Genomic DNA, 22153 nt, shown 5'->3' on the forward strand with positions numbered 1-22153 from the left:
CGCCACGAGCGGACAGCAGCGTTCAAGGCATTGCGCAGGGTCGAGACGGCCCGGTATACGGTGACTCGGCCCCGACCGGCCTTCTGCTGGGCGGTGATCTACGCGTCGATGTGCTTGGGGCGTAGGTCCAGCAGTAGGTAGCGGCCGAAGGCGGGGATCAGGTCCCGCTCGACGCACGCCTCGTAGCCGGCGTAGGTGTTTGGTGCAAGTTCCAACTTCTTCGCGGCGAGCCATTCGCGCAGGTAGTCGGCAACGGTGGTGCGGCGGTCCTCGTAGACACCGCGCAGCTCGCCGTCCAGAACTCGAGTCATCTCGCGAGCGGCTTCGGCACGGCTGGCGAAGCCACCCCGTCAGCGGGTGCGACGCCGGCCGTCCTCCGGAGCGAGGTCGACGGGATAGGTCCACTTGCCGTGCTTGACGTCCGCAATCAGCTGCGGACGCCACGGGCCGATCTGCTTCCGGTTCTCGTCCTGGCAACCGCACCGATAGACCCGGCCCCTGCTCGTACGCTGCGCCACGGGTGTCTCCTTCTTGGACTGGGTGATTCCGGGTCCAAGATTCGCCGGGTGGTCGGGCGTGTTGGCAGAGCGTGCGGGGCAGTGCGCGAGGCACGGCGAGGCCAGTCGGGCAGGACACGCTCCAGACGACACACCGCCCGGAAGATCACGATCCGTAGCCGATGGGTAAGCGACCGTGATCCGCCCGCACGAGCCAATCCGGCACGCTGGCCTGCGCCGTGGCCACCGGGGCTGACGGGCGCTCCCGAAGACCGCCTCTGAATGATCATCAGGTTCCCGTCGCTGGCAGTAACTGGGGAGAGGTGGCGGCGCCTGGGACCACTTTGGGACCAGACCTGATGGGCGCCCATGGGCCATAACGGGCGCTTGTGCACGAAGTGGACGCTGACGGCATGTCATATCGACTCGGTGCTGGGGGTCAAGGGGTCGCAGGTTCAAATCCTGTCGTCCCGACTGCGAAGTCGGTTGTGAGAGCCGGTACTTGGGAAACCGAGTGCCGGCTCTTTCTGTTGCCTGGTCAGCTGGTGGTCGCATGGTGGTCTCCGGGCCACATAGGCCAGGCCGCTGAGGATTCTTCTGTTCGTGTCTGCTGGTGTGCGGGCAGTTTCCGGTGCGGGCGCGGGTTCTGATGCCAGGGGCGCCGGGCGCGGCAGGCGGGCCGACCGAGGGCGGCGCGGTCGGCGTTGTTGAGGACCCAGGCGACGGCGTCGACGGCTGCGCGGGCGGCGAGGAAGGTCAGGTCCGTGTAGATGTTCGCACTGGTGGACAGGGGGCGGTGACGCAGGGTCTTGGAGGTGACGGGCAGGGGGACGCCTGCGGCCGTTGCGAAGCTGGCGGTGAGGTGGCGTAGGTCGTGCAGGGCGATGCGGGGGACGCCGGCCTTGTCGCAGAGCAGGTGGAAGCGGTCGAGGACGCTCTTGGGGTGCAGGGGGCGGCCGTGGCGGTGGAAGACGTAGCCGCCAGCGGGGGTGATCTGGCCGAACGCTCGTGTGCCGGCCCGGTCTTCGAGGGCGTCGACGACGCGGTCGGACAGGGCGACCCATGCCTTGCTGCCCTTGGTTTTCGGCGTGGTGAGCAGGATCTGGTTGTTGTCGACGGCGGAGAGGGTGTTGCGGATGAAGAAGACGCGTTCGGGCAGGTGGACATCGTCCCAGTGCAGGGCGAGCGCTTCGCCCTTGCGGATGCCGGAGCCGATCATGAGTTCGGCGAGGTCGGCGTAGAGAGGGTCGGTGATGTGGGTGAAGCGCAGGAAGCGCGCGGTCTGTTCCTCGGTCCACAGGTGTCTGGGGGCGGAGGCGGGGCGGGCGAGGAGCGGGGGTTTGGCGGGGTTTCGGGCCAGGCGCTCGTCGGTGACGGCTGAGCTGAGGGCGCTGGAGAGGGCTGCCATGATCCGGTGGACGGTCACTTTGCCGCGGCCTCGTCGTAGCTGCTCGGTGACGAAGGCCCGCAGGTGCTGGCGGGTGAGGTCGATCAGGGGGATCTGGCCGAGGGCGGGGATGAGGTCCTGTTCGACGTAGGCGCGGTAGCGGGCCATGGTGGTGGGCTTGAGGTGGAGCTCCCGCTCGTCCAGCCAGTCCCGGAGGTAGTCTGCGGTGCGCTGCCTGGGGTCGGTGATGACGCACAGGGCCAGGCCCTCGTTGAAGCGCCGCAGTGCGATACGGGCCTTGATTTCGTCGGGGAAGCCGGTGCGGCGGATGGTGCGGCGGTGGCCGTCGACGGGCGGGGTGTCGACGGCGAAGGCCCAGGTGCCGTGGTGGGGGTCGGCGGCGAGTCGGGGGCAGGTGGTGCCGAGCTGGCGGCGGTGGTCGTCACGGCAGCCGCAGCGCCGGTAGACGCGTCCCCGGTCCCGGCCGTCTGAGGGGTTCGGTGAGCAGCGCATGGTGATCGTCTCGAATGATTGTGCGCGAGTCGTCCTCACCTCCAGTGTGCGTCGGCGGGGCGACCACCGTGCGACCACCGGCCCCAGAGTTTGATCGTGACCTGCGGGTCTCCCTTGGCCAGCGACAAGGGGCCTGCGGGCAGCTGATCGTCGGCTGGCTTCTGTGGCCGACGCAGGTCGGTTAGACGAGCCGGTCGCGGTTGGCGGCTGCGGCTTCGCGGACGAGGCGGGTGAATCGGCTGCGGTCGATGCCGGGTTGTTCGGTGTGCTTGTCGTCTTGATCGTCGTCGCTGAAGCTGTCCTCTTTGTCGAGGTCGTCGTATTCCTGGTGGATGAGCCAGCAGCCGTGGATGCCGGCGAGGAGGTCTTCGAGGAGGTCGGGGGCGGGTCGTTGGGGGTCGAGTGGGGTCAGGCGCAGGCCGGTGTCCTCGGGGTCGGTGTCCGGGCCGGTGTGTTCGGTGATGGTGTCGTCGAGGTCTTCGAGTTGTTCGCGCAGGCCGGCGGGGTCGGGGAGGAGGCCGTCGGCGATGTGGAGGGCGTGGCGGACGAGGCCGGTGACCGCGTCGTACGGGGAGGCGCCGGCTTCGAGGAGTTCGAGGACGTGGGTGGGGGTTTCGTGGGGGAGGGCTTCGATGTCGTCGGCTTCGAGGAGCAGGGTGGTGGGGGAGTGGCCGGTGGCTTCGGCGGTGACTTCGGCTGCGGCCGCGAGCCAGTGGGCTGCGGCGACGGCCGCGGCGGTGGGGTCGATATCGGTGAACAGTGCGGCGGGGCCGAAGGGGTTCTGTTCGAGGAGGCGGTCGGCGGCGGCGACCTGGACGGGGGAGGCACTTTCGCGGCTGAGGACGACGGCCTGGTGGGCGCGGCCGGTGAGGTCGCCGAGTTCGGCGTTGTCCACCGCGGCGAGTTCGGTGCCGACTTCGGCGAGGACGGCGTCGGTGAGGTCCGCGTTGCCGATGGCGTGCAGGGCGCGGCCGGCGCGGTGGGCGGATTCGACCAGGGGACTGTATTCGACGTCGAGCATGCCGTCCTGGGGGAGGTTGGGCCGCGTGATGGCGCCGGGGACCTCGTCGAACGCCTTGCGTTCTTCCGCGCGGCGCCAGCCCTCGGAGTTGGGCTCGATGGAGGAGGCGGCGCTGGCGGGGTGGGTGTAGGTGCGCCACGCGGCCTCGGACAGGTGGGTGAGCGCGCGGGCCAGCCGCATCAGCGCGGCCGTATCCGTGCCGGCCGGGACGGCGGCGATGCGGGTGGCGAGATCGCCCTCGCCCGTTCCCCAGGTCGCGATCAGCTCGCGCCGGTCGGGGTCGACGCTGTAGCGGGTCATGAAGCCGTACCTCCGGTGATCTGCTCGGCAACGCCGCTGGGCGTCGAGCCATTCTGACGCATCGCCAGAAACCTCCGGATCGTGCAGCCGACAGGCACCGGCGGTTGCGAGAGGGCGCGCCCCCTCCTGGGGCAGAGGCGTTTGAACCAGGGCCACGGGCTCCTCGACGGATTCGGATGAGACCAGTGATGCGGGGGCATTACGGATGCCGGCGTGCTCGCGAGAACACCGGACGGGAGGTTCCTGGCCGGCGCAATGGGCAGGCTCGGCCTTCTTGCGCCTGGACTCGTCGGCTACCCGTGGCGGCATTCTCGGCCGGCTCCAGGAGGCATTCAGGGCGGCATGTGGCTGCGGCTGCGCACTGGCCGAGCGACTGTTCGGCTGGGCGTCCTCCCCTTGGAAGACGCGACGCTGGAGTACGCGGCGGCACGAAGGGGCGATCCATGGATGGTCGGTTCCCTTCTCAGGATGAGACATCTCGAAGCATGTCATATGGTACAAACCTGAACTATTGGTGCCGCCATCTCGGGCTCTGGCGCGGACCGGAAGGAGGGCTGCACCGTGTCCGACAGCGCCGAGCCGATCCACGCGCGCCTTGCGGAGCTGGCCGGCCCGAAGAATTCCGAGAGCCCGGTCAGAGGCTCCCGGGTGGGGCCCCAGCCGGACCGTCGGATACGGACCTACGCGGGTCCAGCGGATTCGGCCCGCGTGTTCAGTCGGTGGCGTGCTGGTCGGGCAGTTCGGCGCGCAGGGTGAGGCCGCCGTCGGGGTTGGGGTGGGCGGCCAGGGTGCCATGGTGGGTGTGGGTGATGGCCCGTACGACGGCCAGGCCGAGGCCCGAGCCGGTCCGGTGGGGTGTGGTGCCGCGCCGGAACGGCAGGAACAGGTCGTCCAGGTCGTCGGCCGCCACGATCGGCCCGGTGTTGGACATCTCGATGGTGCTGCGGGCGCCGGTGCGGGTCGTGGTGATCCGGACGGAGCCGCCGGGGTGGTTGTGGCGTACTGCGTTGGCCACGAGGTTGTGGACGAGCTGGCCGAGCAGCACCGGGTCGCCGGTCAGCGGTGCGGGGTGCAGCGAGGTGTCGATGTGGACATTCATCTGCTGTGCCTCGTCGGCGATCTGGGCGACGGCACTGCGGGCGAGGTCGGCGAGGTCGGTCGGGTGCGGGTCGAGCATGCCGCTCTCGCCGCGGGCGAGGGCCAGGAGTGAGGCGAGGAGGCGTTCGCTGCGGTCGGTGGCCGCCAGGGCGCGGCGCAGCGCCGGTTCCAGGTCGGCGGGGACGCGGCCCTGGGCGAGGGGGATCTCCAGCGCGGTGCGTTGCAGGGTCATCGGGGTGCGCAGCTCGTGTGAGGCCTGGGCGGTGAAGCGGCGCTGGTCGGCGAAGGCGCGTTCCAGGCGGTTGAGCATGGCGTCGAAGGTGTCGGCGAGTTCCTTGACCTCGTCGTCGGGCCCGACCAGGGCGAGTCGGTCGTGCAGGTTGGCGTCGTTGATGTGCCGGGCGGTCGCGGTGACCTTGCCGATGCGGGCGAGGGAGCGGCGGGCCACCCACCAGCCGGCGATCAGCGACAGCGCGGCGACGGCGAGGAGGACCAGCAGGGACCGGGTGAGCAGGTCGTGCAGTACCGCGTCGCGGAAGTCCTCGAACCGGGCGGCGGGAGCGGTCTGGGCCGCTTCGACGCTCAGCGCCGTTTCGGCGGGCGCGGCGGGTGTGTCGGGCGGGGCGGTGGGCTGTTGGACGGTGGTGGGCTGGACGACTTCGCGGTGGAGGTCCAGTACCTGGTGCGCGCTGGCCCAGTTCAGGGCGAGCAGCGCGCTGCCTCCGGCTATCAGTACGGCGGTGTTGAGCAGTGCCAGGCGGGTGCGGATGGTCGGCCCCCGGCCACCGTCCCGGCGGAGACGGAGACGGAGGCGGGGTCGACGGCCGGAGCGGACGGCCTTCACAGTCGGTATCCGAAGCCGGGCACGGTCTCGATCACGGGCGGTTCGCCGAGCTTGCGCCGTAGTTGGTGGACGGTGACCTTGACGGCGCTGCGCGACTCGGGCGGGGTCTGCCAGGCCGCGTCGAGCAGCTGCGCCGGGGTGAGGACGCCGCCGTCGGCTTCCAGCAGCGCCTCCAGTACGCCCAGTTCCTTCGGGGTCAGCCGCAGCAGCCGCCCGTCGCGTTCGGCGAGGCGGCGCACGGTGTCCACGCGCACGCCGTGGCGTTCCAGCACGGTGGGCGAGCCGGCTGGGCCGCGGCGGCCCAGGGCGCGCAGGCGGGCCACCAGTTCGAGGTAGGAGAACGGTTTGGTGAGGTAGTCGTCGGCGCCGTGGCCGAGGCCGTCGACGATGTCGGACAGGGTGCCGGCGGCGGTGAGCATCATGACGCGGGCCGGGTAGCCGGCGGCGTTCAGGGTGCGGCAGACGGCGTCGCCGCCGATCACCGGGAGGTCGCGGTCGAGGACCAGGACGTCGTAGGAGGTGGCGGAGGCCATCTGCAGCGCGGTGGCGCCGTCGTGGGCGACGTCGGCGCTCATGCCCTCGCCGCGAAGGCCGTCCGCGATCATCTCGGCCAGCTCTTCCTCGTCCTCGACGATCAGCACCTTCATCATCTGCCGCTCAGCTCCGCTCCGTGTGTCGTGTGACCGTGCCGGGTTCCGTTCCAGTCTCGCCGCACGCCGGTTAGCCGCGGGTTGGCCGCGGATGACCGGGGGCCAACCGGTGCGCGCGTACACCTGGTGCATCGGACGCCGGTTGGCGGTACCGGGGATCTGTCAGCATCCGGAGGTATGTGATGAAGCGCACGGTGAGCCGGGCGGCGGGGGCGGTTCTGGCCACCATGGCCGGGGTCCTGGTCGTGGTGGGCTGTTCGTCCGGCACGGACGCCGCGCCGAGGGTCGCCGGGACCGGCACCGGCACGGTCAAGCCGCAGGACGAGGGCGCGATCAAGCAGGCGTGGGTGCAGTGCATGCACGAAGCCGGCCAGACCTCCGTGCAGGTCAACAAGCAGGGGCAGGTCGAGTGGCCGGCCGCAGGGGCCGGGGAGGCCGGATCGGGCTCGGCAGCGGACGCCGGGGCCGCCGCCATGGAGAAGGCCATGACCGCATGCGACGCCAAGGTGCCCGGCATGCGGCAGATCGCCGACAAGGACCTGCCCAAGATGGTGGAGCGGGCCCGGCAGCTCGCCGTCTGCCTGCGCAACAACGAATTGACGATAGGTCAGGTACCTGACCCTGACGCCAAGTTCGGCGGCAATGTGGCCATCGCGGTCGACATCGACCCGGCCGCGTTCGAGCGGGCGTACGCGGTCTGCGGCAAGGACTTCCAAGACGTGGGCGTCACCTCGCTGGGCAAGGAGGGACGGTGAGCGGGGCCATGGGCGACGACACCCGCGACCTCGATACGACGTCGGGCCCGGACGCGGACGCGCCTCGGTCCCGCCGCCGGGGCCGACGGCTGCGCAACTCCGCCATCGCGCTGCTCGTGGTCGTGGCGGTGGCGGGCGGGGGTGTGACGGTGGTCGCGCAGCCGTGGCGCTCGCACGACACCGTGACCGGGCAGCCGAAGGCCGGCACCGGCACGGCCGTGGTGCAGCGCACCTCGCTCTCCTCCGGCATGCGTCTGGGCGGCAGGCTCGACTACGGCACCGGCGTGGAGGTGACCGGGCAGGGCCGCGGAACGGTGACCAGGCTCCCCGCGCCCGGCGAGGTGATCAAGGCCGGCGGCGCGGTGTGGGAGGTGGACGGCAGACCCGTGGTGCTGCTCACCGGCGAGCGGCCGCTGTGGCGCGAACTCGCCGAGAACGTGCCCGACGGCCCCGACGTCAAGCAGCTCAAGCGCAACCTGGTGGACCTCGGCCACGCGAGCGGTCTGGGCCTGACCGTCGACGACAAGTTCACCGCGGCCACCGCCGTCGCGGTCAAACGCTGGCAGAAGTCGCTCGGCCTGGAACAGACCGGAAAGGTCGAAACCGGCCGCGTGGTGGTGCTGCCGATGCCCGAGGTGCGGGTGAAGGAGATCACCGCCAAACTCGGCCAGCAGCTCGCCGACACCACCGTGCTGAAGGTCACCGGCCCCGAGGTGGTGGCCACGGTGCAGCCCGAGGACGACCAGCTGCCGCAGTTCGCACCGGGCAGCACCGTCGCACTGGAACTCACCGGTGGCGGCACCGTGCAGGGCCGGGTGCGCGGGTTCACCCGCACCAGCGACGGACAGAGCGGCACGGGAAACGGCGGCTCGGGCGGCAACGGCGGCAACCAGAAGGCCACCGTCACCATCACGGTCACCGACCAGGAAACCGTCCGCAAGGCGCTGGAGAACGTCCAGCCCGGCGTCACCGTCACCGTCACCGACCGCAGCGCACAGGACGTCCTGGTGGTGCCGGTCACCGCCCTGCTGGCCCTCGCCGAGGGCGGCTACGGCGTACAGGTGGTCCACGACGGCGCGGCGCCGGTCCTGGCCCCGGTCAAGGTCGGCCTGGTCGCCAACGCCCGCGCCGAGATCACCGGAGACGTCCGCGAGGGCGACCGGGTGGTGGTGCCGTCGTGACCACCGACGCCACCCTCCCGGCCGCACGCTCCGCCGCCGGGACCGACCCGGTACTGGAACTGCGAGGCGTCGTCCAGGAGTACGGGGACGCGGCCCCGCTGCGCATCCTGCACGGCATCGACCTGCTCGTGAACCGCGGCGAACTGCTGGCCGTCGTCGGCCCGTCGGGCTCGGGGAAGTCCACCCTGCTGTCGCTGATCGGCACCCTGGAGCGCCCCACCGCGGGCCGGATCAGCCTGGACGGACACGACCTGGCGGACCTGCGCGAGCGGCAGGTCGCCGCGCTGCGGGCGCACCGCATCGGCTTCGTCTTCCAGCAGTTCTTCCTGCTGGCCGGGCTGAGCTGCGTGGAGAACGTGGCCACCGGGCTGCTGTACACCGGCGAGAGCGCCCGCGTCCGGCGCCGGCGTGCGGTGGAGGTGCTGCGGCGGGTCGGGCTCGGTCACCGCCTGGACCACCGCCCGGAGCAGTTGTCGGGCGGGGAGAAGCAGCGGGTGGCGATCGCCCGCGCGGTCGCCGGTCGTCCCGCGCTCCTGCTGGCGGACGAACCGACCGGGGCACTGGACAGCGCCTCCGGCGCGTCCGTCGTCGACCTGCTGCGAGAGCTGAACGAGGACGGCACCACGGTGGTGGTCATCACCCACGACCGGGAGCTGGCGGCGTCGTTCCCACGCCGCGTCGGCATCCAGGACGGACGCATCGCGTTCGACGAGTGCGGCGCCGCGGCGGCGGCCGGGGGCGGTGCCCGGTGAACCTCCGCACCCCAAGCGACTTCGACGCACTGCCCCGTCCGGTCCGGCTGCGCCCGTCCGACCTGCTGCGGCTGGGCCTGCTGGGCCCCCGTACCCGCCGGCTGCGCTCGGCGCTGTCCGCGCTCGGCATCGCCCTGGGCATCGCCGCCGTCGTCGCGGTCACCGGCATCTCGGCGTCCAACCAGGCGCACCTGCTGGACCGTCTCGACCGGCTCGGCAGCAACCTGATCACCGTCGCGCCGGGAAAGGACGCCTCCCAGCGGCTCGTGCCGCTGCCTCCGGAAGCGCCGGTGATGCTGGGCAACATCGCCCCCGTGCAGAAGGTCACCGCCACCGGCGCGACCAAGGCGTCCGTCTACCGCAACGACCTCGTGCCGGAAGGCCAGACCAACAGCCTGACCGTGCTGTCCGCACAGCTGGACCTGCTGGACGCCCTGCACGCGACACTGCGCGCCGGGCGCTGGCTCGACGCCGCCTCGCAGAACCTGCCCGTGGTGGTCCTCGGTGACGCGGCCGCCGCCAGGCTGGGCGTCACCGCCCCCGGGGACCGGGTCTGGCTGACCGGCAAGGGCCTCACCGGCGACTGGTACCAGGTGTCCGGGATCCTCCAGCCTGACGAACTGGCACCCGAGATCGACTCCAGCGCACTCGTCGGCGGCCCGCGGGCGCAAGCACATCTGGGCGCAGACGGCACACCGGCAACGGTGTACGTGCGCGTGCACCCCGACCGGGTCGCCGACGTGCAGGCCGTCGCCGCACCCACCGCCAACCCCGCCCACCCCACGATGGTCGCCGTCTCGCGGCCCTCGGAGCTGCTCAAGGCCCGGGCGGAGACCCAGGACACCCTGACCGGACTGGTTCTCGCCCTGGCCGGCGTGGCCCTGCTGGTCGGAGGGGTTGGCATCGCCAACACCATGGTGGTGGGGGTGATGGAACGGCGCGGCGAAGTCGGCCTGCGGCGCGCCCTGGGCGCCCGGCAGGGGCAGATCGCCGCGCAGTTCCTGATCGAGGCGGTCCTCCTGGGTGCCCTCGGCGGCATCGCCGGCGCGGCCATCGGCGCGGCGGCGGTGTACGGGTACGCCGCCGCCCACGGCTGGCCGGCCACCGTCCCCGCCGTGTGGGCCGCCGCCGGACCGGCGACCGCCGTGGCGGTCGGCGCCCTCGCAGGGCTGTACCCGGCCCTGCGCGCCGCCCGCATGTCACCCACCGAAGCCCTCCGCGCCACGTAGCCGTACGGACACCGGCGGCCAGCCCCGTTACCTTCTTCGTGGCCCTGAAACGGGGCTCCTGGCCTCCGGGTCCGGCATGACTGTTGCCCCCTGTCGATCGCATGACCTGGGGGGTGGTGTCACCGGGCCCGGAGCACCGTATGACCGCTAATGAGAGGCCTAACCGGCACCCGGCCGAGCGCAACGCCCGGCCGCTGACGGATGCCGGGTCTGCGTAACGTGGATGCGCGCGAACGGTGCCGATGGGCGAGGCCGGGACGATGAACGACCTTCGGGGGGTTCGGTGTTCGACACGAGTGACATCGCGGTCTTCCTTGGCCTGGACGTCGGCAAGGGCGACCACCACGGCCACGGCCTGACCACATCGGGAAAAACCGTGTTCGACAAGCGGCTGCCCAACAGCGAGCCGAAGCTGCGGGCCGTTTTCGACAAGCTCACCGCCAAGTTCGGCCGCGTCCTGGTCATCGTCGACCAGCCGGCCTCGATCGGCGCCCTGCCGCTCGCGGTGGCCCGTGACGCCGGCTGCGAGGTCGCCTACCTGCCCGGGCTGGCGATGCGCCGCATCGCCGATCTTTACCCCGGCGAGGCCAAGACCGACGCCCGCGACGCCCATGTGATCGCGGGCGCCGCCCGCACCATGCCCCACACCCTGCGCGCCCTCGAACTCGCCGACGAGACCGCGGCCCAGCTCACCGTCCTGACCGGCTTCGACCAGGACCTCGCCGCGGAGGCCACCCGCACCAGCAACCGCCTGCGCGGCCTGCTCACCCAGTTCCACCCCTCCCTCGAACGCGTCCTCGGCCCGCGCCTGGACCACCCCGCCGTCACCCACCTACTCGAACAGCACGGCTCCCCGGCCGCCCTGCGCAAGGCCGGCCGACGAAGACTCGTGACCCTGATACGCCCGAAGGCCCCGCGCATGGCCGAACGACTGGTCGACGAGATCTTCGACGCGCTCGACGAACAGACCGTTGTCGTCCCGGGCACCACCACCCTCGACGTGGTGGTGCCCTTCCTGGCCCGCTCGCTCGCCGCCGTCCACGAACAGCGGCGAGCCGTCGAAGCCCAGATCGGCGAACTGCTGGAGGCCCACCCTCTTTCCCCGGTCCTGACCTCGATGCCCGGAGTCGGGGTCAGGACCGCCGCCACCCTTCTGGTCACCGTCGGCGACGGCACCAGCTTTCCCACGGCCGCCCACCTGGCCTCCTACGCCGGCCTGGCGCCGGCGACGAAGTCCTCCGGGTCCTCCATCCACGGCGAACACGCCCCGAGGACCGGCAACCGGCTCCTGAAACGGGCCATGTTCCTCTCCGCCTTCGCCGCCCTCCACGACCCCGACTCCCGGACCTACTACGACCGGCAGCGAGACCGCGGCAAAACCCACACCCAGGCCCTCCTACGCCTCGCCCGCCAACGCATCAGCGTCCTGTTCGCCATGCTCCGAGACGGCACCCTCTACGAGACCCGCACCCCCGAAACCGCCGCAGCATGACCCACGCAGCCTTGACGAAGGACATAGAGGCACCCCCCGGCAACACGCGCGGGGTTCGCCGACGGCGCGGGTCTGTACAAAGAACGGCTCTGTCCCGTAATCGGTGGTAGCGCTCTGTAGTGATCACTGGAGGAGGATGCGCTGGCGGAGCAGGGGGAACCCGGCCCGGCCGTGCATCTGCCTCATGATCTTCTTGGTTCGCGTGTTGACGCCCTCGGTGCGGCCGTTGTGGTGCGGGGTGGTGAGTCCGGCGTCGACGGCGGCGCGGTCGAGTTCGAGCCCGTTGCTGAACGAGTGCAGGTGGGGCAGGCCGACGGAGCGAACTGAGGTGATCCAGTCCGTGAGCTTGGCGTCGTTGCCCTCGACCGGCGCCAGTAGCTGCGCGAACTCTCGGGTCAGACGCGCGAGTTCGGTCATCTCGGGGCATGCCGCAGTGAGTTCCCTCAGCAGTGCGGTGTCCTTGTCACGCAGGTTCTCCGGGCGGCTGAGGAGGAGGCGGGCGAAGCGCTGCGGGGTAGTGACGGGTCTGTCGCCCTCGGCGCGGCCCTGGGTGAGGTAGCGGACCAGCAGGTTCGCGCTGCCGGTGTAGCCGAGCTCCTTGATCTCGCGCAGGAGGTGGGTGACGGGCACCGCGGGGTCCTCGGCCCGGCGTCGGTGCAGGTGGTCGCGGTAGGGGTCGACGAGCGTGGGCTTGTAGCGGGGTGCGCGGCGCTCTGCGGTGGGCTCCTTCATGCGGGAGTACCGCTTGACGGTGTTCAGGGCGACGTCAAGGCGACGGGCGCATTCGAGCAGGCCGACGCCCTGGCCGAGCAGGTCGTGGACCTGCTTCCAGCGTTCGCGGGTGGTCTGCTCGCGCACGCCTCCGGGCCGGGCGGGGTTCACGGCGGTGGCCCAGCAGGCGGCGTGGGAGCGGACCTCGGCCAGGACCTTGCCGCACAGGTTACTCCACAAGTGCCACCTGTCGCTGACCTGCACTGCTTCGGGCAGGGCCTGGCGGATCGCCTCGCTGTAGGAGCCGGAGCCGTCGCGGCAGACGTACTCGGCCCCGGGATGCTCGCGCAGCCAGGCGACCAGGGTCTGGGTGGTGCGATCGGGCAGGACGTCGATCCGCTCGCCGGTCTCGGCGTCGATGAGCACGGTGGCGTAACGCTGACGCCGGCGCAGGGCGAAGTCGTCGACGCCGAGCACGCGCGGGACACACGGCGGCGGCAGGGCCTGGCGCATGAGCAAGCGCAGGGCGGTCGAGCGGGAGATCGCACAGGCCAGCATGCGGGAGAGGCGGGCGCCCGCCCGGCCCGCTAACTCCTTGACGATCCCACCGAGCTGGTCGGCGAGACGGCGCGTGCGCCGCTGGTAGCGCTCGATCAGGCCGGGGACCTGCTCGCGGAACGTCTGCCGCGGGCAGCCCAGGACCGGGCAGACCATGCGCCGGACCCGCACCGACGCCACGACCCGGCGCCCGTCAACCGGAACGTCCGCGACCACCCGCCCGTGGAAGGCATGCACCTGCCCTGTCGGCTGGCCACACACCGGGCACGGAACCGGATCATCCCGGGTCCGAGCCGACACCCGGATAACCTCGCCCTCATCAGCCACACCCTCGACGACGAGGGCCGACAATCCCGAAAACACCACACTCACAAGCTCGTTGACATCGCGCATGCCGTGCCAACGACGACCGTCACCCTTCGTTACCACCGGATACGGGACAGAGCCGTTCGCTGGACACACCCTCAGCTGGCGGGTTACGCGATCGACGCGCCCTGGCAGGCGGTGAACACTCCGGCGGACGTGATCAGGCTGGAACGCGATCTCGCCGTCAGGCGGGCTACCCGTCAGACTGTGGCCGAGTGACTGTCAGGACAGGCCATCGTCAGGTGAATGCCGAGGAGGACGCCGTATGGATATGTCGCCGGTCGGGGTGTGGAGTACAGCGTTCACTCACGGTGATCCCGATCGAGCGCGGGTCGCGGCCTGCGAACTGGAGGAGCTCGGCTACGGCACCTTGTGGTTGGGCGGCATTCCCGGTGGAAACCCGAGTGGGGACCTGCACAGCAGCCTCAACCTGCTCACGGCGACCCGGCGCGCGATCGTCGCCCCCTCCTGCGTCTCCATCTGGAACCTTCCGCCCGATCGGCTCGCCGCCGCCTACCACGGGCTTGCCGCACCGTATCGGCGACGGACACTGGTGGGCCTGGCCGTCAGTCACGCGGAGATCGCCGCGGCGTACCGGCGCCCCTGCACGGTGATGAGCGCCTACCTCGACGCTCTGGACGCGTCCGCAGGGCCACTGCCGAAGGCCGCGCGGATCCGGGCGCGCACCGGCCCCTGATGACTCAGCTCGCCGCCGATCGGGCCGCTGGAGTGCAGCCCTACCTGGTCCCGCCGTCCCACACCGCCCGGGCACGCGCGGCGCTGGGGGCGGGGCCACTCCTCGCGCCGGTGCAGACGTCGGTGGTGGACACCGACCCGGTCACGGCCCGTGCCACGGCGCGGTGGGCGATCGCTCCCTACCTCAGGAAGCCCAACTATGTGCGGACCTGGCTGGAGGGCGGGTTCACCCAGGGTGATTTCGCCGACGGGGGCAGTGACCACCTCGTCGACTCCCTGGTGGTGTGGGGGTCCGCCGACGTCGTCGCGCGGCGCGTCCTGGCCCACTTGGAGGCAGGCGCGGACCATGTCGCCCTCCAGATCGTCACCGACACCCCGCATGCCTTCCCCCTCACCGCGTGGCGTGCCGTGGCCGAGCGCCTGCCCCAGGCATGGCCCCCGCTCAGCACCGTAACCGCATCCGGGGGGCCTCAGGCCCAAGACGACCTGGCCGCTGACCGGGATCTCGGCCGAGGCCCGACCCGTGCTTCTGCCTCGCGTCACTCGCCTGGTGCCGGCGGAGTGTCCTTCGACGGCGACGCTTGAAAGGCGGTAGCTTTCGCCCAGCCCTACCCGACGCCACACGTCGCTCGACCGAACTCCTTGAGCACGCACCTCTCCCCGCCTCCCCACCAATCCGATTGCGAGGTGGCCCAGTTGGCTACGGAAGAAGACCTTGCCAGTCAAGAGATCTTCGATCGACACCGGTTCAACGGAGCGGGCGCCAGTATGCTGCCGCAGCTGCTCAAAGCCCTCGGCGACCCGGGACGCAACCTGCGGGGCATGACGGTCACCGGCACCAACGGGAAGGGATCGACCTGCGCGTTCGCAGTCTCAGCGTTGGCCGCGGCCGGGCTACGAATCGGAAGCATGCCCAGCCCGCACTTGCAACAGGTCTCCGAACGCATCCGCATCAACGGGATGCCCATCTCTGCCTCCGCGTGTCTCGACGCCTTCGCCAAGGTCGACGACACCCTCAGGAGTACGGGTCTTGAGGTCAATGCAGGAGCAGTGCACGCAGCCGCAGCTGCAGTTCATTTCGCCATCTCGGGAGTGGACTTGGCCGTCATGGAGGCGAACATCGGCGGCCGACGCACCGCGGTCAACTGCTTTGACCCCGGCGTAAAGGTCATTACCGGAGTGGGACTGGACCACGAGCATGTGCTGGGAAACAGCCTGAGCGAGATCGCACGGAACAAGGCAGGCATTGTGCGAGACGGCGACCACGTCGTGCTCGGCGACTTGCCCGAGGAGGCGGCCAGGGCCGCAGAGGATGTCCTCAGCCACCACACGGAGTTGACCGTCTGGCGCCTGCACCAGGAAATCCGCTACCAGCCACGCACGGCCCACGACGGGCATACCGTGCTGGAAGTAGCCACCCCGCACGCAGTCCACCGGGACTTGCCCTGTCCGCTCCACGGAGAACACCAGCATCACAATCTGGCCCTTGCCGTAGCCGGCATCGACGCGATGGTCGAACGAGGACTGATCCGCGGTATCTCGGAGGAGGCGCTGCGCACTGGCCTTGCCGCGACTCGCTGGCCCGGCCGCCTCGAACTGCTGGCGCCAGCCCGACTCGGCCCCTGGACCGGCCGCCTGCTGCTCGACGTCGCCCACAACAACCAGGGTGTGGCGACCGTGGCCCCGGAAATCCTGAAGCAATCCCGTGCTGCTGAGCGCACCGCCCTCGTCTTCGGCACCCTCCGGTACAGGAATGTGGCAACCATGCTTGAGCCACTGCCGGCTGATTGGCCGGTAGTACTGACCCGGGTCGGGCACCCCAACGAAGCGGCCCCGGACGGGATGCGCGCCGCCCTGGCGACACGCCGAGAACTGTACGTACGGGAGGAGACCGCTGACGCCGTCCGCCACGCCACCGAACTCGTCGGGGCCGGCGGCCTCGTTATCGTTCTGGGATTCCTCTCCCTGGTTGGCCGTGTCCGTGAACTATTCCAGCTGCCGCCCGGCTGACCGCTCCTGCCGACACATCTGAGCAGCCGTTGTCGTACCGAACTTGATGGGCGTGTTTCCGCAGGTCAGGCATGATTCCGGTGTTGGTGAGGCAGGCTCGGGCCGTCGGGTTGTCTCGTCGGTGGAGGTGCCGGGTGCCGTCGGTTGCGGGTCTTTTGGAGGAACGGGAGCTGGCCGCGCGTGAGCGCGTGGAGGCGCTTCGGGAGAAGGCGGACCGGGTGCTGGCCGAGCTCGCCGAGGCAGAAACGGACTGGCAGGAGTGGCTGATCGCCCGGCAGCGTGTGGACGAGGTCCTGTCCGCGCCGCGTTCCGTGGAAGCCGGCGGGGTTGATTTGGTCCCGGTCGAGCGGCCCTGCGGGTCGGAGCTGGAGCCCGGCCCCGAGGTGCCTGCCCAAGTGCACCAGCCGCGTGCCGCGCGTGCGGGTTCGATCGTTCCGGTGTGGCGGCCCGGGGTGTCGGCGGCGGTGCTCGCGGTGGACTATCAGCGGATCTTGACCGCGCTGGCGGAACGCCGTTCGGGTGGGGATGGGGTGATGACGTGCCAGGAGATCGCCGCCGTGCTCAGTTTGGAGCTATGCCCGGCCAGCGTGGAGGGGGTGCGGTCGAAGATGAAGCGGTTGACTGGCCGGGGCTGGGCGGTTGAGCCGTCTCCTGGGCGGTTCACGCTTGCCGGCGGGCCATCCTGCGGCTCATGAGTCGGGTCATCGACCACAGCACCATCTGCTCGTGGACGGCGGGCAGGGTCTCGTAGTCACGCACGAGGCGGCGCGAACGCAGCAGCCAGCCAGTTGGGTCGGCCGCGCGGCGAGGTGCCTGCCTGTGGCAGGTCCTTTTCCGCGCGGCCTCCCGCCGAACCGGACATGACGGTTTCCCTGTCATCCGGCTCTCCAGTGATCACGGCGTGTGTGATCCGGCTGTTCGTGCCTCGTGGATGCGGTCATGACAGGCAGCGCAGGCCACGAGGGTCTTGCGCCGCCGGTCGAGCATGACGCGCGCCCAGTCGGACGGCGGCCATCCGGCACGTGCGAGATCGGCGAGGGCCCGGACGTGATGCACCTGGACATCACCGGTGGCCCCGCAGACCTCGCACGTGTCCGCCACAGCGCGCCTGTCAACGCCAGTCCGGGCGGGTCCTCCCGCTATCGGGGAACTCGCCCGGAACTGGTCATCTGACAGGTCTCGTGTGTGCGGCGATGGTCAGAGGCAAATGGCGACGCTGCCCGCGCTGTCGCACCCAATCATGCTGACCGAGCTTTCGTCGCCTTCGCGGTGGTCCTCGTCGATCTCCAGCGTCTGCAAGTCAAGCAGTGCCATGGTCGGTTCCTTTCGTGGGGACGGGTTGGTGGTGCACGACGGCTCCGCGGGTGCGGGGCCGGGCATGGGGCCGCAGGGGCGGCAGGAACGGCAGCGACGCGGGCTTCTCACCGAGCGCGGCGCCGAGCGCGAGCAGACAGCCTGCGGTCCCAGTGGCCAGGTCCATCGACAGCCGCATCATCTGGTTTCCGGGGAAGGCCAGTTCGCCTTGGTAGGACATCTGGTGCCAGGCGAGTCCCTCGATCTGGGCGGCCACGTGCTCGGGGCGTACGCCGGGTGTGGTGGTGCGGCTGAGATGCAGGACCATGCCGGCGCGGCCCTGTAGAAGTCCGGGCTGCGCATAGAAGCGGGACCGGGCGGCGGCCGCGATGCCCTGCCTGGCGGTCTCGAAGTCCGGGTCTGGGCGGTGGCGCAGGTACTCGTCGAGGACCATGCCGATGCCCACACTGCCGTCCCCCGCATACGGCATGGTGCGCCAGCCCTCGTCGACCGCCAGGGCGCCGTTGTCCCGCCATACGCACTGGTCCAGGTCGAGCCGCAGCGCTTGGGCGGCCCGGTCGAGCAGGGCCGGATCGCCGGTGTCCTGGTAGCGCCGCACGAAGAGCAGGGCGGGACCGGTGGCACCGTGCATCAGCCCGGCGCGCCGCTCGCGAGAACGGTTGTCGGCCTCCCCGCCGGCGAGCCGCTTGATCCGCTCGGCGAGCAGTCCTGTCGCCTCGTCGGCCCGGGCCCGCAGGGTGCTCGCACCGGTGGTGTTGGCGAGGTCGTCGAGGGCCAGGGCGATGCCGGACAGTCCGCCGCGCAGGTCGGAGCCCAGACGCTGCCACTGCTCCGCCAGCAGGATGTCCGCGAGTTCCATGGCCCGCTGAGTATGGCCGAGTTGCGCCAGGACGTAGGCGACCCCGGCGAGTCCGTCGTACAGCCCGAGCGGAGTACCCCCTGGTGGAGGGTCAGTGTGCCGCAGCAGCCACCGCTCGCCTTCCTCGTAGCGTTGGGTACCGGTGGCAGCGAGGGCGTAGAGGACACCGGCGGCCCCAAATTCCAGGCCCAGGCTACCGCCGTGGGCGAACTGCCCGATGTCGCCGGGGAAAAGCCGGTCGTCGCGGTCCGGGGTGGCAGAGACGAGGAGGGCGCGGACCATCGACTCGCGGGCCGTAGGCCAGTCTCCTAGATCGGCTGGCTGGGTTCGGACTGGTTTGCCGCTGGCAGGCCGACTCCGCGTCTCGCCGGTGATCTCCCGTACCGCAGCATCGAGGAAGGCGCGCGGGACCGGGAACTGATCGGCGATGACCTCGGCGAGGTGCGAGGCCTTGCCGGGGTCCACCGCGAACAGCGTGGTACTGGGCAGGAACAGCGCCAGCCGCAGGCAGGCAAGCGCGTAGCGGTCCACGTCCACACCTCTGCGGTCGGCGGGGGCGAGGAAGCCAGGGTGGGCCATCACTTGGCGGCCGCGCTCCTCGGCCGGCGCCGCCGCCTCGAAGTCGATCAGCGATACTGACGATTCGTCGGGGCTGACCATGATGTTGAACATATGCAGGTCGTTGAAGACCCACCCCCTGCCGTGCACCGCCGCCACAGCCTCTTCCACGGCGCGGTGGATCCGCAGCGCCCACGTCGTGTACTGCTCTAGCTTCCCGGGGTCGGGATCGGAGGTGAGCAGGGGGTGGCGGCGGGCGAAGAACGAGTTGAGGGTGGCACCCTCGACGAAGTCCATCACCAGGAACCGGTGTCCGCCCAGGGTGAACCAGTCCCGGACCTGTGGGGCCACGCCGAGGCCGGAGAGTTGCTCCAGGGCCCGCTTCTCGCGCTCCAGTCGGGTCACGGCGTCGGCGCCGTCGGCGGCCAGCCCGGCGTGCGGGCGGCCCTCCTTGAGTACCACCTTGCGCCCATCACGCGTGTCGGTTCCCTGGTAGACGCCGCCACCGTTGGAGAAGTGCATGGCCTTCTCGATGCGGTAAGGCAGGTCGCCGACGGTGGTCGCGTTGCGCGCGGCCAGTTGAGGTTCGAGGAACGCGGGAAGGGTGACCCAGGAGGGCGTCTGGAAGGCGGGGTCGCGCAGATCTGGAACCAGCTGGCCCTGCGGGTCCTGCACCGCCGAGACCAGGCTGCCACGGGCGTTGAGGCAGAACCGGCGAGCGAAAGCGCCGTACCGTACGTACAGCGGGCCCTCGCGCCAGCGCAGGTCGGTCAGGATGTACGGGCCCTCCTGCCCCGCCAATAGGTCGCCCAACTGGGTCAGGACGGTGTGGAGTTGTGCCTCGTCGACGGGGTAGAGCGTGGCGAACTTGCCGCTACCGTCACGGGCCGCGTACTTGCTGTTGCGCAGGTGGAGAAGGTGGGGAGCCGGGACGAACTTGAACGGCATCTCCCGAGGCACGCAGTAGTCCCACACCAGGCCAGCCGTCTTGTCAGCGTTGTCCAGGGTCGCCGAGACGTGGACCTTCCAACCCTGCAGCGGCCGGCCCCCGTGAGGGCTGCCCGAGCTGTCCACCGGGTGGAGGTGGTACCAGTCGCCGCTGCGAGACCCACACCATCCGGCAGGAACCTCCCGCGTGGCAGCCCCGAAGAGGCGCACCGCGCCGCTGCTCGCTGCGGACAGGCGGTCCGGCGTCTCGTAGAAATGCCGGTCGGCCAGGCTGTAGACCTCGTACCGCTTGTCCATCCATCCATCCTTGGCGCGTGAACCGATCGTTCCCGGCAGTCCAGTGGGCCGAAGCATGACAAGTGAGGTGGAGTAGCCGCGTCACCGGCTTCACTGGCGATGCCTCCTGGCTCCGACTGCAGGCCACCGGACTTGAAACACGGATTCCATTCCGGTGTGCTGCCGGAGGTCCTCGGTCAGTCTGACAGTTCCGAGGAGGGCCGCATGGGCGTGCAGCCCAAATGTCACCCATGCGAGTGAAGGGTGGGCTGAGGTTGCCTATGCCCTGCTACTCCTAACTAACGGTTCACTCGGGGCTACTGGCCTCCGAGTGGCCCTCGGCGCTGGCAGGTTGGAGCCGACAAGCCGATCGCCTGGCCGTCCTGAAGGCCGGCGCAGAAGGCGTTCATGTGGACGACGTCGCCCTTGCAGGCGTTCGTGCTGGGGTGTGTGGTCCAGTCATCCAGGGCGCCGGCATTGGCGGGGGTGGCTGGGATGAAGGCGGCGGTGGTGAGCGCGGCGGAGGCGAGCGCGAGCACAGTACGACGTGCCTTGAATGACCCTTGGAAGATGTGACGATATGTCATGGACGCAACAAGTCGCGTGGCGGGGCACCCGCCACGGTCAGCACCTCGTCCAACTCGCCGTACAGCTCCCGCAGGCACCCCGGCACCTCCACCTGCGAGGAACCCACCGGCACCGAGACCACCTCCGGCTCGTCGTCCGCCTTGTCGGCCGCACCGGCCGGAACCGGTGAGGCACCGGAGGCGGAGAAGCCCGGAAGGACGAGGACGCGGTCACCGACCAGCTGCTGGCGCTGGCAAGCCCGTCGCCGTTAACGCGCGATCGCATCGAGCACTTCAACACCGTCCACGGCGCCGGGGAGTACCAGCAGGACCATCCTCCCTTTCTGACCCTGCAACACCATGGCCATGGGTTGCTCCGACTTGGGGTCGGCGAGCTGTATGGCAACAGCTTCCGCATCGTGGTGCGTCACCTCGATCAGGCGCAGGCCGAGCGACTCGACGGCATCCGAGGCAGGCGGAGCCTTTATTTCGTCAACTACTACGACACCCAACGGTTCGGTGTTCCCGGAGGTCCCAGGAATACCCATCTGATCGGCAAGGCGCTCCTCGACGGCAACCACGGCCGGGCCCTGGGCCTGGTGGTCGAGTCCGGCTCCCCAGAGGCCACTGCAGCACGGCGGTTCACCGGCCCTGCCGCCCAGTTCTTCAGTTCGCTGGACCAACGCCGGGTGGCTTTCTTCCTCTCCGCCCACGCCTCCGGCGAGTGGAACCGTCAGGTGGGCGACCTGGTGCGCACGCGCTGCCGTGACGCAACGGTCCGGGAAGTGTGCGACGGCATCTCGTATCTGTTCCCCACCACGGCCACCGGGGTTCTGGCGGTGCTCCAGGACGGCCTCGGACTGCAGTACGACGGCTGGCGCTGGCAGGAAGGCAGGTTGACCTCGTCCGCCTCGTCCCGCCCGGTCGCCGTGCAGAAGCAGGTGCGCGTCGGGGACGTCACCGAGGACGAGAGTGCGCCAGTTCTTCCACCAGCTTCAGGTGGCCGTGCGCTGAAGGCCGGCTCCTCGCTCGGCGGGGCGCCGCCCCTCCTACCGTCGGTAGCAGAGGAAGACGAAGTCCCCTCCCGCCCCCTTGTTGAGGTCCTTGTCGAAGCGCGTGAAGCCCTTCGGGGCGGGCGCGTCCGGGTCGCCGGAGATCACCACGGCGAGTTCCAGGATGGGCTTCTCGGGAATGGTCCTCGAGAAGCACAGGTAGAGGCGGGCACCCGTTTTCCTGGTCGCCTCATTGAGGTCCTGGTCGATCAGCTGGAAGCCTTCACGAGGCTGCTTCGTGTCGTCGAGGACGTCGAGGGCGGTGATCGGACCCGAATCGCCGTCCTTCTTCCAGGCCAGGTAGAGATAGGGGCCGCCGGCTCCCGAGTTGAGGTCGTGCCCGTCCTTCAGCCAACCCCCGGGCTGCTTCTGGTCGTCCTTCAGGATCTGGATGTCGGTCACAGTCATGGAAATGCCTCCGAGAATCGCGGGAGATCAGGAAGTCCGAGGGCGTACGGCGCCCGGTGGTGCGGGTGGCATTGCGACACCGGCGATTCGGCCGGCAGTGGCCCCAGGCAAG

Annotated in this window: 21 protein-coding genes and 1 pseudogene; 10 read left to right on the top strand and 12 right to left on the bottom strand. The window is 70.3% G+C overall.

Annotated features, from left to right (window positions below):
- Nucleotides 1-98: 98 nt before the first annotated feature.
- From ACIRRH_RS33745 to ACIRRH_RS33770, 6 genes are all read right to left on the bottom strand, one after another.
- Nucleotides 99-311, bottom strand: coding sequence for a hypothetical protein (locus ACIRRH_RS33745; protein ID WP_270142947.1), 213 nt, complete (start codon nucleotides 309-311; stop codon nucleotides 99-101).
- A gap of 39 nt (nucleotides 312-350) precedes the next feature.
- Nucleotides 351-518 (bottom strand): hypothetical protein, encoded by a 168-nt coding sequence (locus ACIRRH_RS33750; RefSeq protein WP_403075008.1) that lies wholly within the window; start codon nucleotides 516-518, stop codon nucleotides 351-353.
- Nucleotides 519-1035: 517 nt separating this feature from the next.
- Nucleotides 1036-2397: a tyrosine-type recombinase/integrase gene (locus ACIRRH_RS33755; RefSeq protein WP_403075011.1), complete on the bottom strand. Its 1362-nt coding sequence runs from the start codon at nucleotides 2395-2397 to the stop codon at nucleotides 1036-1038.
- Between the two features lie 181 nt (nucleotides 2398-2578).
- Nucleotides 2579-3718, bottom strand: coding sequence for a hypothetical protein (locus ACIRRH_RS33760; RefSeq protein WP_403075014.1), 1140 nt, complete (start codon nucleotides 3716-3718; stop codon nucleotides 2579-2581).
- Nucleotides 3719-4430: 712 nt separating this feature from the next.
- On the bottom strand, nucleotides 4431-5660 hold the full coding sequence (locus tag ACIRRH_RS33765; protein WP_403075015.1) for a sensor histidine kinase: 1230 nt from the start codon (nucleotides 5658-5660) through the stop codon (nucleotides 4431-4433).
- Nucleotides 5657-6307 carry a response regulator transcription factor gene (locus ACIRRH_RS33770; RefSeq protein ID WP_403075110.1) on the bottom strand — a complete coding sequence of 217 codons (651 nt, stop codon included), beginning with the start codon at nucleotides 6305-6307 and terminating at the stop codon, nucleotides 5657-5659. The genes ACIRRH_RS33765 and ACIRRH_RS33770 overlap by 4 nt, the downstream gene beginning before the upstream one ends.
- Nucleotides 6308-6492: 185 nt before the next feature.
- On the opposite strand from ACIRRH_RS33770, the gene ACIRRH_RS33775 reads away from it, so the two are divergent.
- The 5 genes from ACIRRH_RS33775 to ACIRRH_RS33795 all read left to right on the top strand — a co-directional run bounded on the left by ACIRRH_RS33775 (nucleotide 6493) and on the right by ACIRRH_RS33795 (nucleotide 11719).
- Nucleotides 6493-7065, top strand: a complete 573-nt coding sequence (locus ACIRRH_RS33775) for a hypothetical protein (protein WP_403075018.1) — start codon at nucleotides 6493-6495, stop codon at nucleotides 7063-7065.
- Nucleotides 7062-8246 carry a peptidoglycan-binding protein gene (locus ACIRRH_RS33780; RefSeq protein WP_403075020.1) on the top strand — a complete coding sequence of 395 codons (1185 nt, stop codon included), beginning with the start codon at nucleotides 7062-7064 and terminating at the stop codon, nucleotides 8244-8246. The genes ACIRRH_RS33775 and ACIRRH_RS33780 overlap by 4 nt, the downstream gene beginning before the upstream one ends.
- Nucleotides 8243-8998, top strand: a complete 756-nt coding sequence (locus tag ACIRRH_RS33785) for an ABC transporter ATP-binding protein (RefSeq protein WP_403075022.1) — start codon at nucleotides 8243-8245, stop codon at nucleotides 8996-8998. The genes ACIRRH_RS33780 and ACIRRH_RS33785 overlap by 4 nt, the downstream gene beginning before the upstream one ends.
- Entirely contained in the window at nucleotides 8995-10227 is a 1233-nt protein-coding gene (locus ACIRRH_RS33790; protein ID WP_403075024.1) for an ABC transporter permease, read from the top strand. Before ACIRRH_RS33785 ends, ACIRRH_RS33790 begins: the two co-directional genes overlap by 4 nt.
- 283 nt (nucleotides 10228-10510) lie before the next feature.
- Nucleotides 10511-11719: an IS110 family transposase gene (locus ACIRRH_RS33795; RefSeq protein ID WP_403075027.1), complete on the top strand. Its 1209-nt coding sequence runs from the start codon at nucleotides 10511-10513 to the stop codon at nucleotides 11717-11719.
- Nucleotides 11720-11842: 123 nt separating this feature from the next.
- Here the strand turns inward: ACIRRH_RS33795 and ACIRRH_RS33800 are convergent, their stop codons facing one another.
- The gene (locus tag ACIRRH_RS33800) at nucleotides 11843-13351 is read right to left on the bottom strand and encodes an ISL3 family transposase (RefSeq protein ID WP_403075113.1); all 1509 of its coding nucleotides are present in this window, start codon (nucleotides 13349-13351) and stop codon (nucleotides 11843-11845) included.
- A 268-nt stretch (nucleotides 13352-13619) separates the two neighbouring features.
- Between ACIRRH_RS33800 and ACIRRH_RS33805 the strand changes: the two genes are divergently transcribed.
- The 4 genes from ACIRRH_RS33805 (at nucleotide 13620) to ACIRRH_RS33820 (ending at nucleotide 16755) form a co-directional block, all read left to right on the top strand.
- Nucleotides 13620-14051: a hypothetical protein gene (locus ACIRRH_RS33805; RefSeq protein ID WP_403075030.1), complete on the top strand. Its 432-nt coding sequence runs from the start codon at nucleotides 13620-13622 to the stop codon at nucleotides 14049-14051.
- A complete protein-coding gene (locus ACIRRH_RS33810; protein ID WP_403075033.1) occupies nucleotides 14051-14635 on the top strand; it encodes a hypothetical protein in 585 nt (194 codons plus the stop codon). Before ACIRRH_RS33805 ends, ACIRRH_RS33810 begins: the two co-directional genes overlap by 1 nt.
- Before the next feature lie 111 nt (nucleotides 14636-14746).
- Entirely contained in the window at nucleotides 14747-16060 is a 1314-nt protein-coding gene (locus ACIRRH_RS33815) for a bifunctional folylpolyglutamate synthase/dihydrofolate synthase (RefSeq protein ID WP_403075036.1), read from the top strand.
- A gap of 134 nt (nucleotides 16061-16194) precedes the next feature.
- Nucleotides 16195-16755, top strand: coding sequence for a hypothetical protein (locus ACIRRH_RS33820; protein ID WP_403075038.1), 561 nt, complete (start codon nucleotides 16195-16197; stop codon nucleotides 16753-16755).
- Nucleotides 16756-16954: 199 nt separating this feature from the next.
- Here the strand turns inward: ACIRRH_RS33820 and ACIRRH_RS33825 are convergent, their stop codons facing one another.
- The 4 genes from ACIRRH_RS33825 to ACIRRH_RS33840 all read right to left on the bottom strand — a co-directional run bounded on the left by ACIRRH_RS33825 (nucleotide 16955) and on the right by ACIRRH_RS33840 (nucleotide 20554).
- Nucleotides 16955-17161 (bottom strand): hypothetical protein, encoded by a 207-nt coding sequence (locus ACIRRH_RS33825; RefSeq protein WP_403075041.1) that lies wholly within the window; start codon nucleotides 17159-17161, stop codon nucleotides 16955-16957.
- Between the two features lie 96 nt (nucleotides 17162-17257).
- Nucleotides 17258-17374, bottom strand: coding sequence for a SapB/AmfS family lanthipeptide (locus ACIRRH_RS33830; RefSeq protein WP_403075044.1), 117 nt, complete (start codon nucleotides 17372-17374; stop codon nucleotides 17258-17260).
- The gene (gene lanKC, locus ACIRRH_RS33835) at nucleotides 17361-20036 is read right to left on the bottom strand and encodes a class III lanthionine synthetase LanKC (RefSeq protein ID WP_403075047.1); all 2676 of its coding nucleotides are present in this window, start codon (nucleotides 20034-20036) and stop codon (nucleotides 17361-17363) included. The genes ACIRRH_RS33830 and lanKC overlap by 14 nt, the downstream gene beginning before the upstream one ends.
- 296 nt (nucleotides 20037-20332) lie before the next feature.
- On the bottom strand, nucleotides 20333-20554 hold the full coding sequence (locus tag ACIRRH_RS33840) for a hypothetical protein (protein ID WP_403075049.1): 222 nt from the start codon (nucleotides 20552-20554) through the stop codon (nucleotides 20333-20335).
- A gap of 278 nt (nucleotides 20555-20832) precedes the next feature.
- Between ACIRRH_RS33840 and truD the strand changes: the two are divergent.
- Nucleotides 20833-21141: pseudogene (gene truD / locus ACIRRH_RS33845) on the top strand (tRNA pseudouridine(13) synthase TruD); the annotation flags it as partial.
- Nucleotides 21142-21630: 489 nt separating this feature from the next.
- On the opposite strand, the gene ACIRRH_RS33850 reads toward truD, so the two are convergent.
- The gene (locus tag ACIRRH_RS33850; protein ID WP_403075052.1) at nucleotides 21631-22041 is read right to left on the bottom strand and encodes a hypothetical protein; all 411 of its coding nucleotides are present in this window, start codon (nucleotides 22039-22041) and stop codon (nucleotides 21631-21633) included.
- Nucleotides 22042-22153: the final 112 nt, after the last annotated feature.

Origin of the sequence: Kitasatospora sp. NPDC101235 (genome assembly GCF_044767505.1) — a bacterium.
In the GTDB taxonomy this organism is placed as follows: Bacteria; Actinomycetota; Actinomycetes; order Streptomycetales; family Streptomycetaceae; genus Kitasatospora.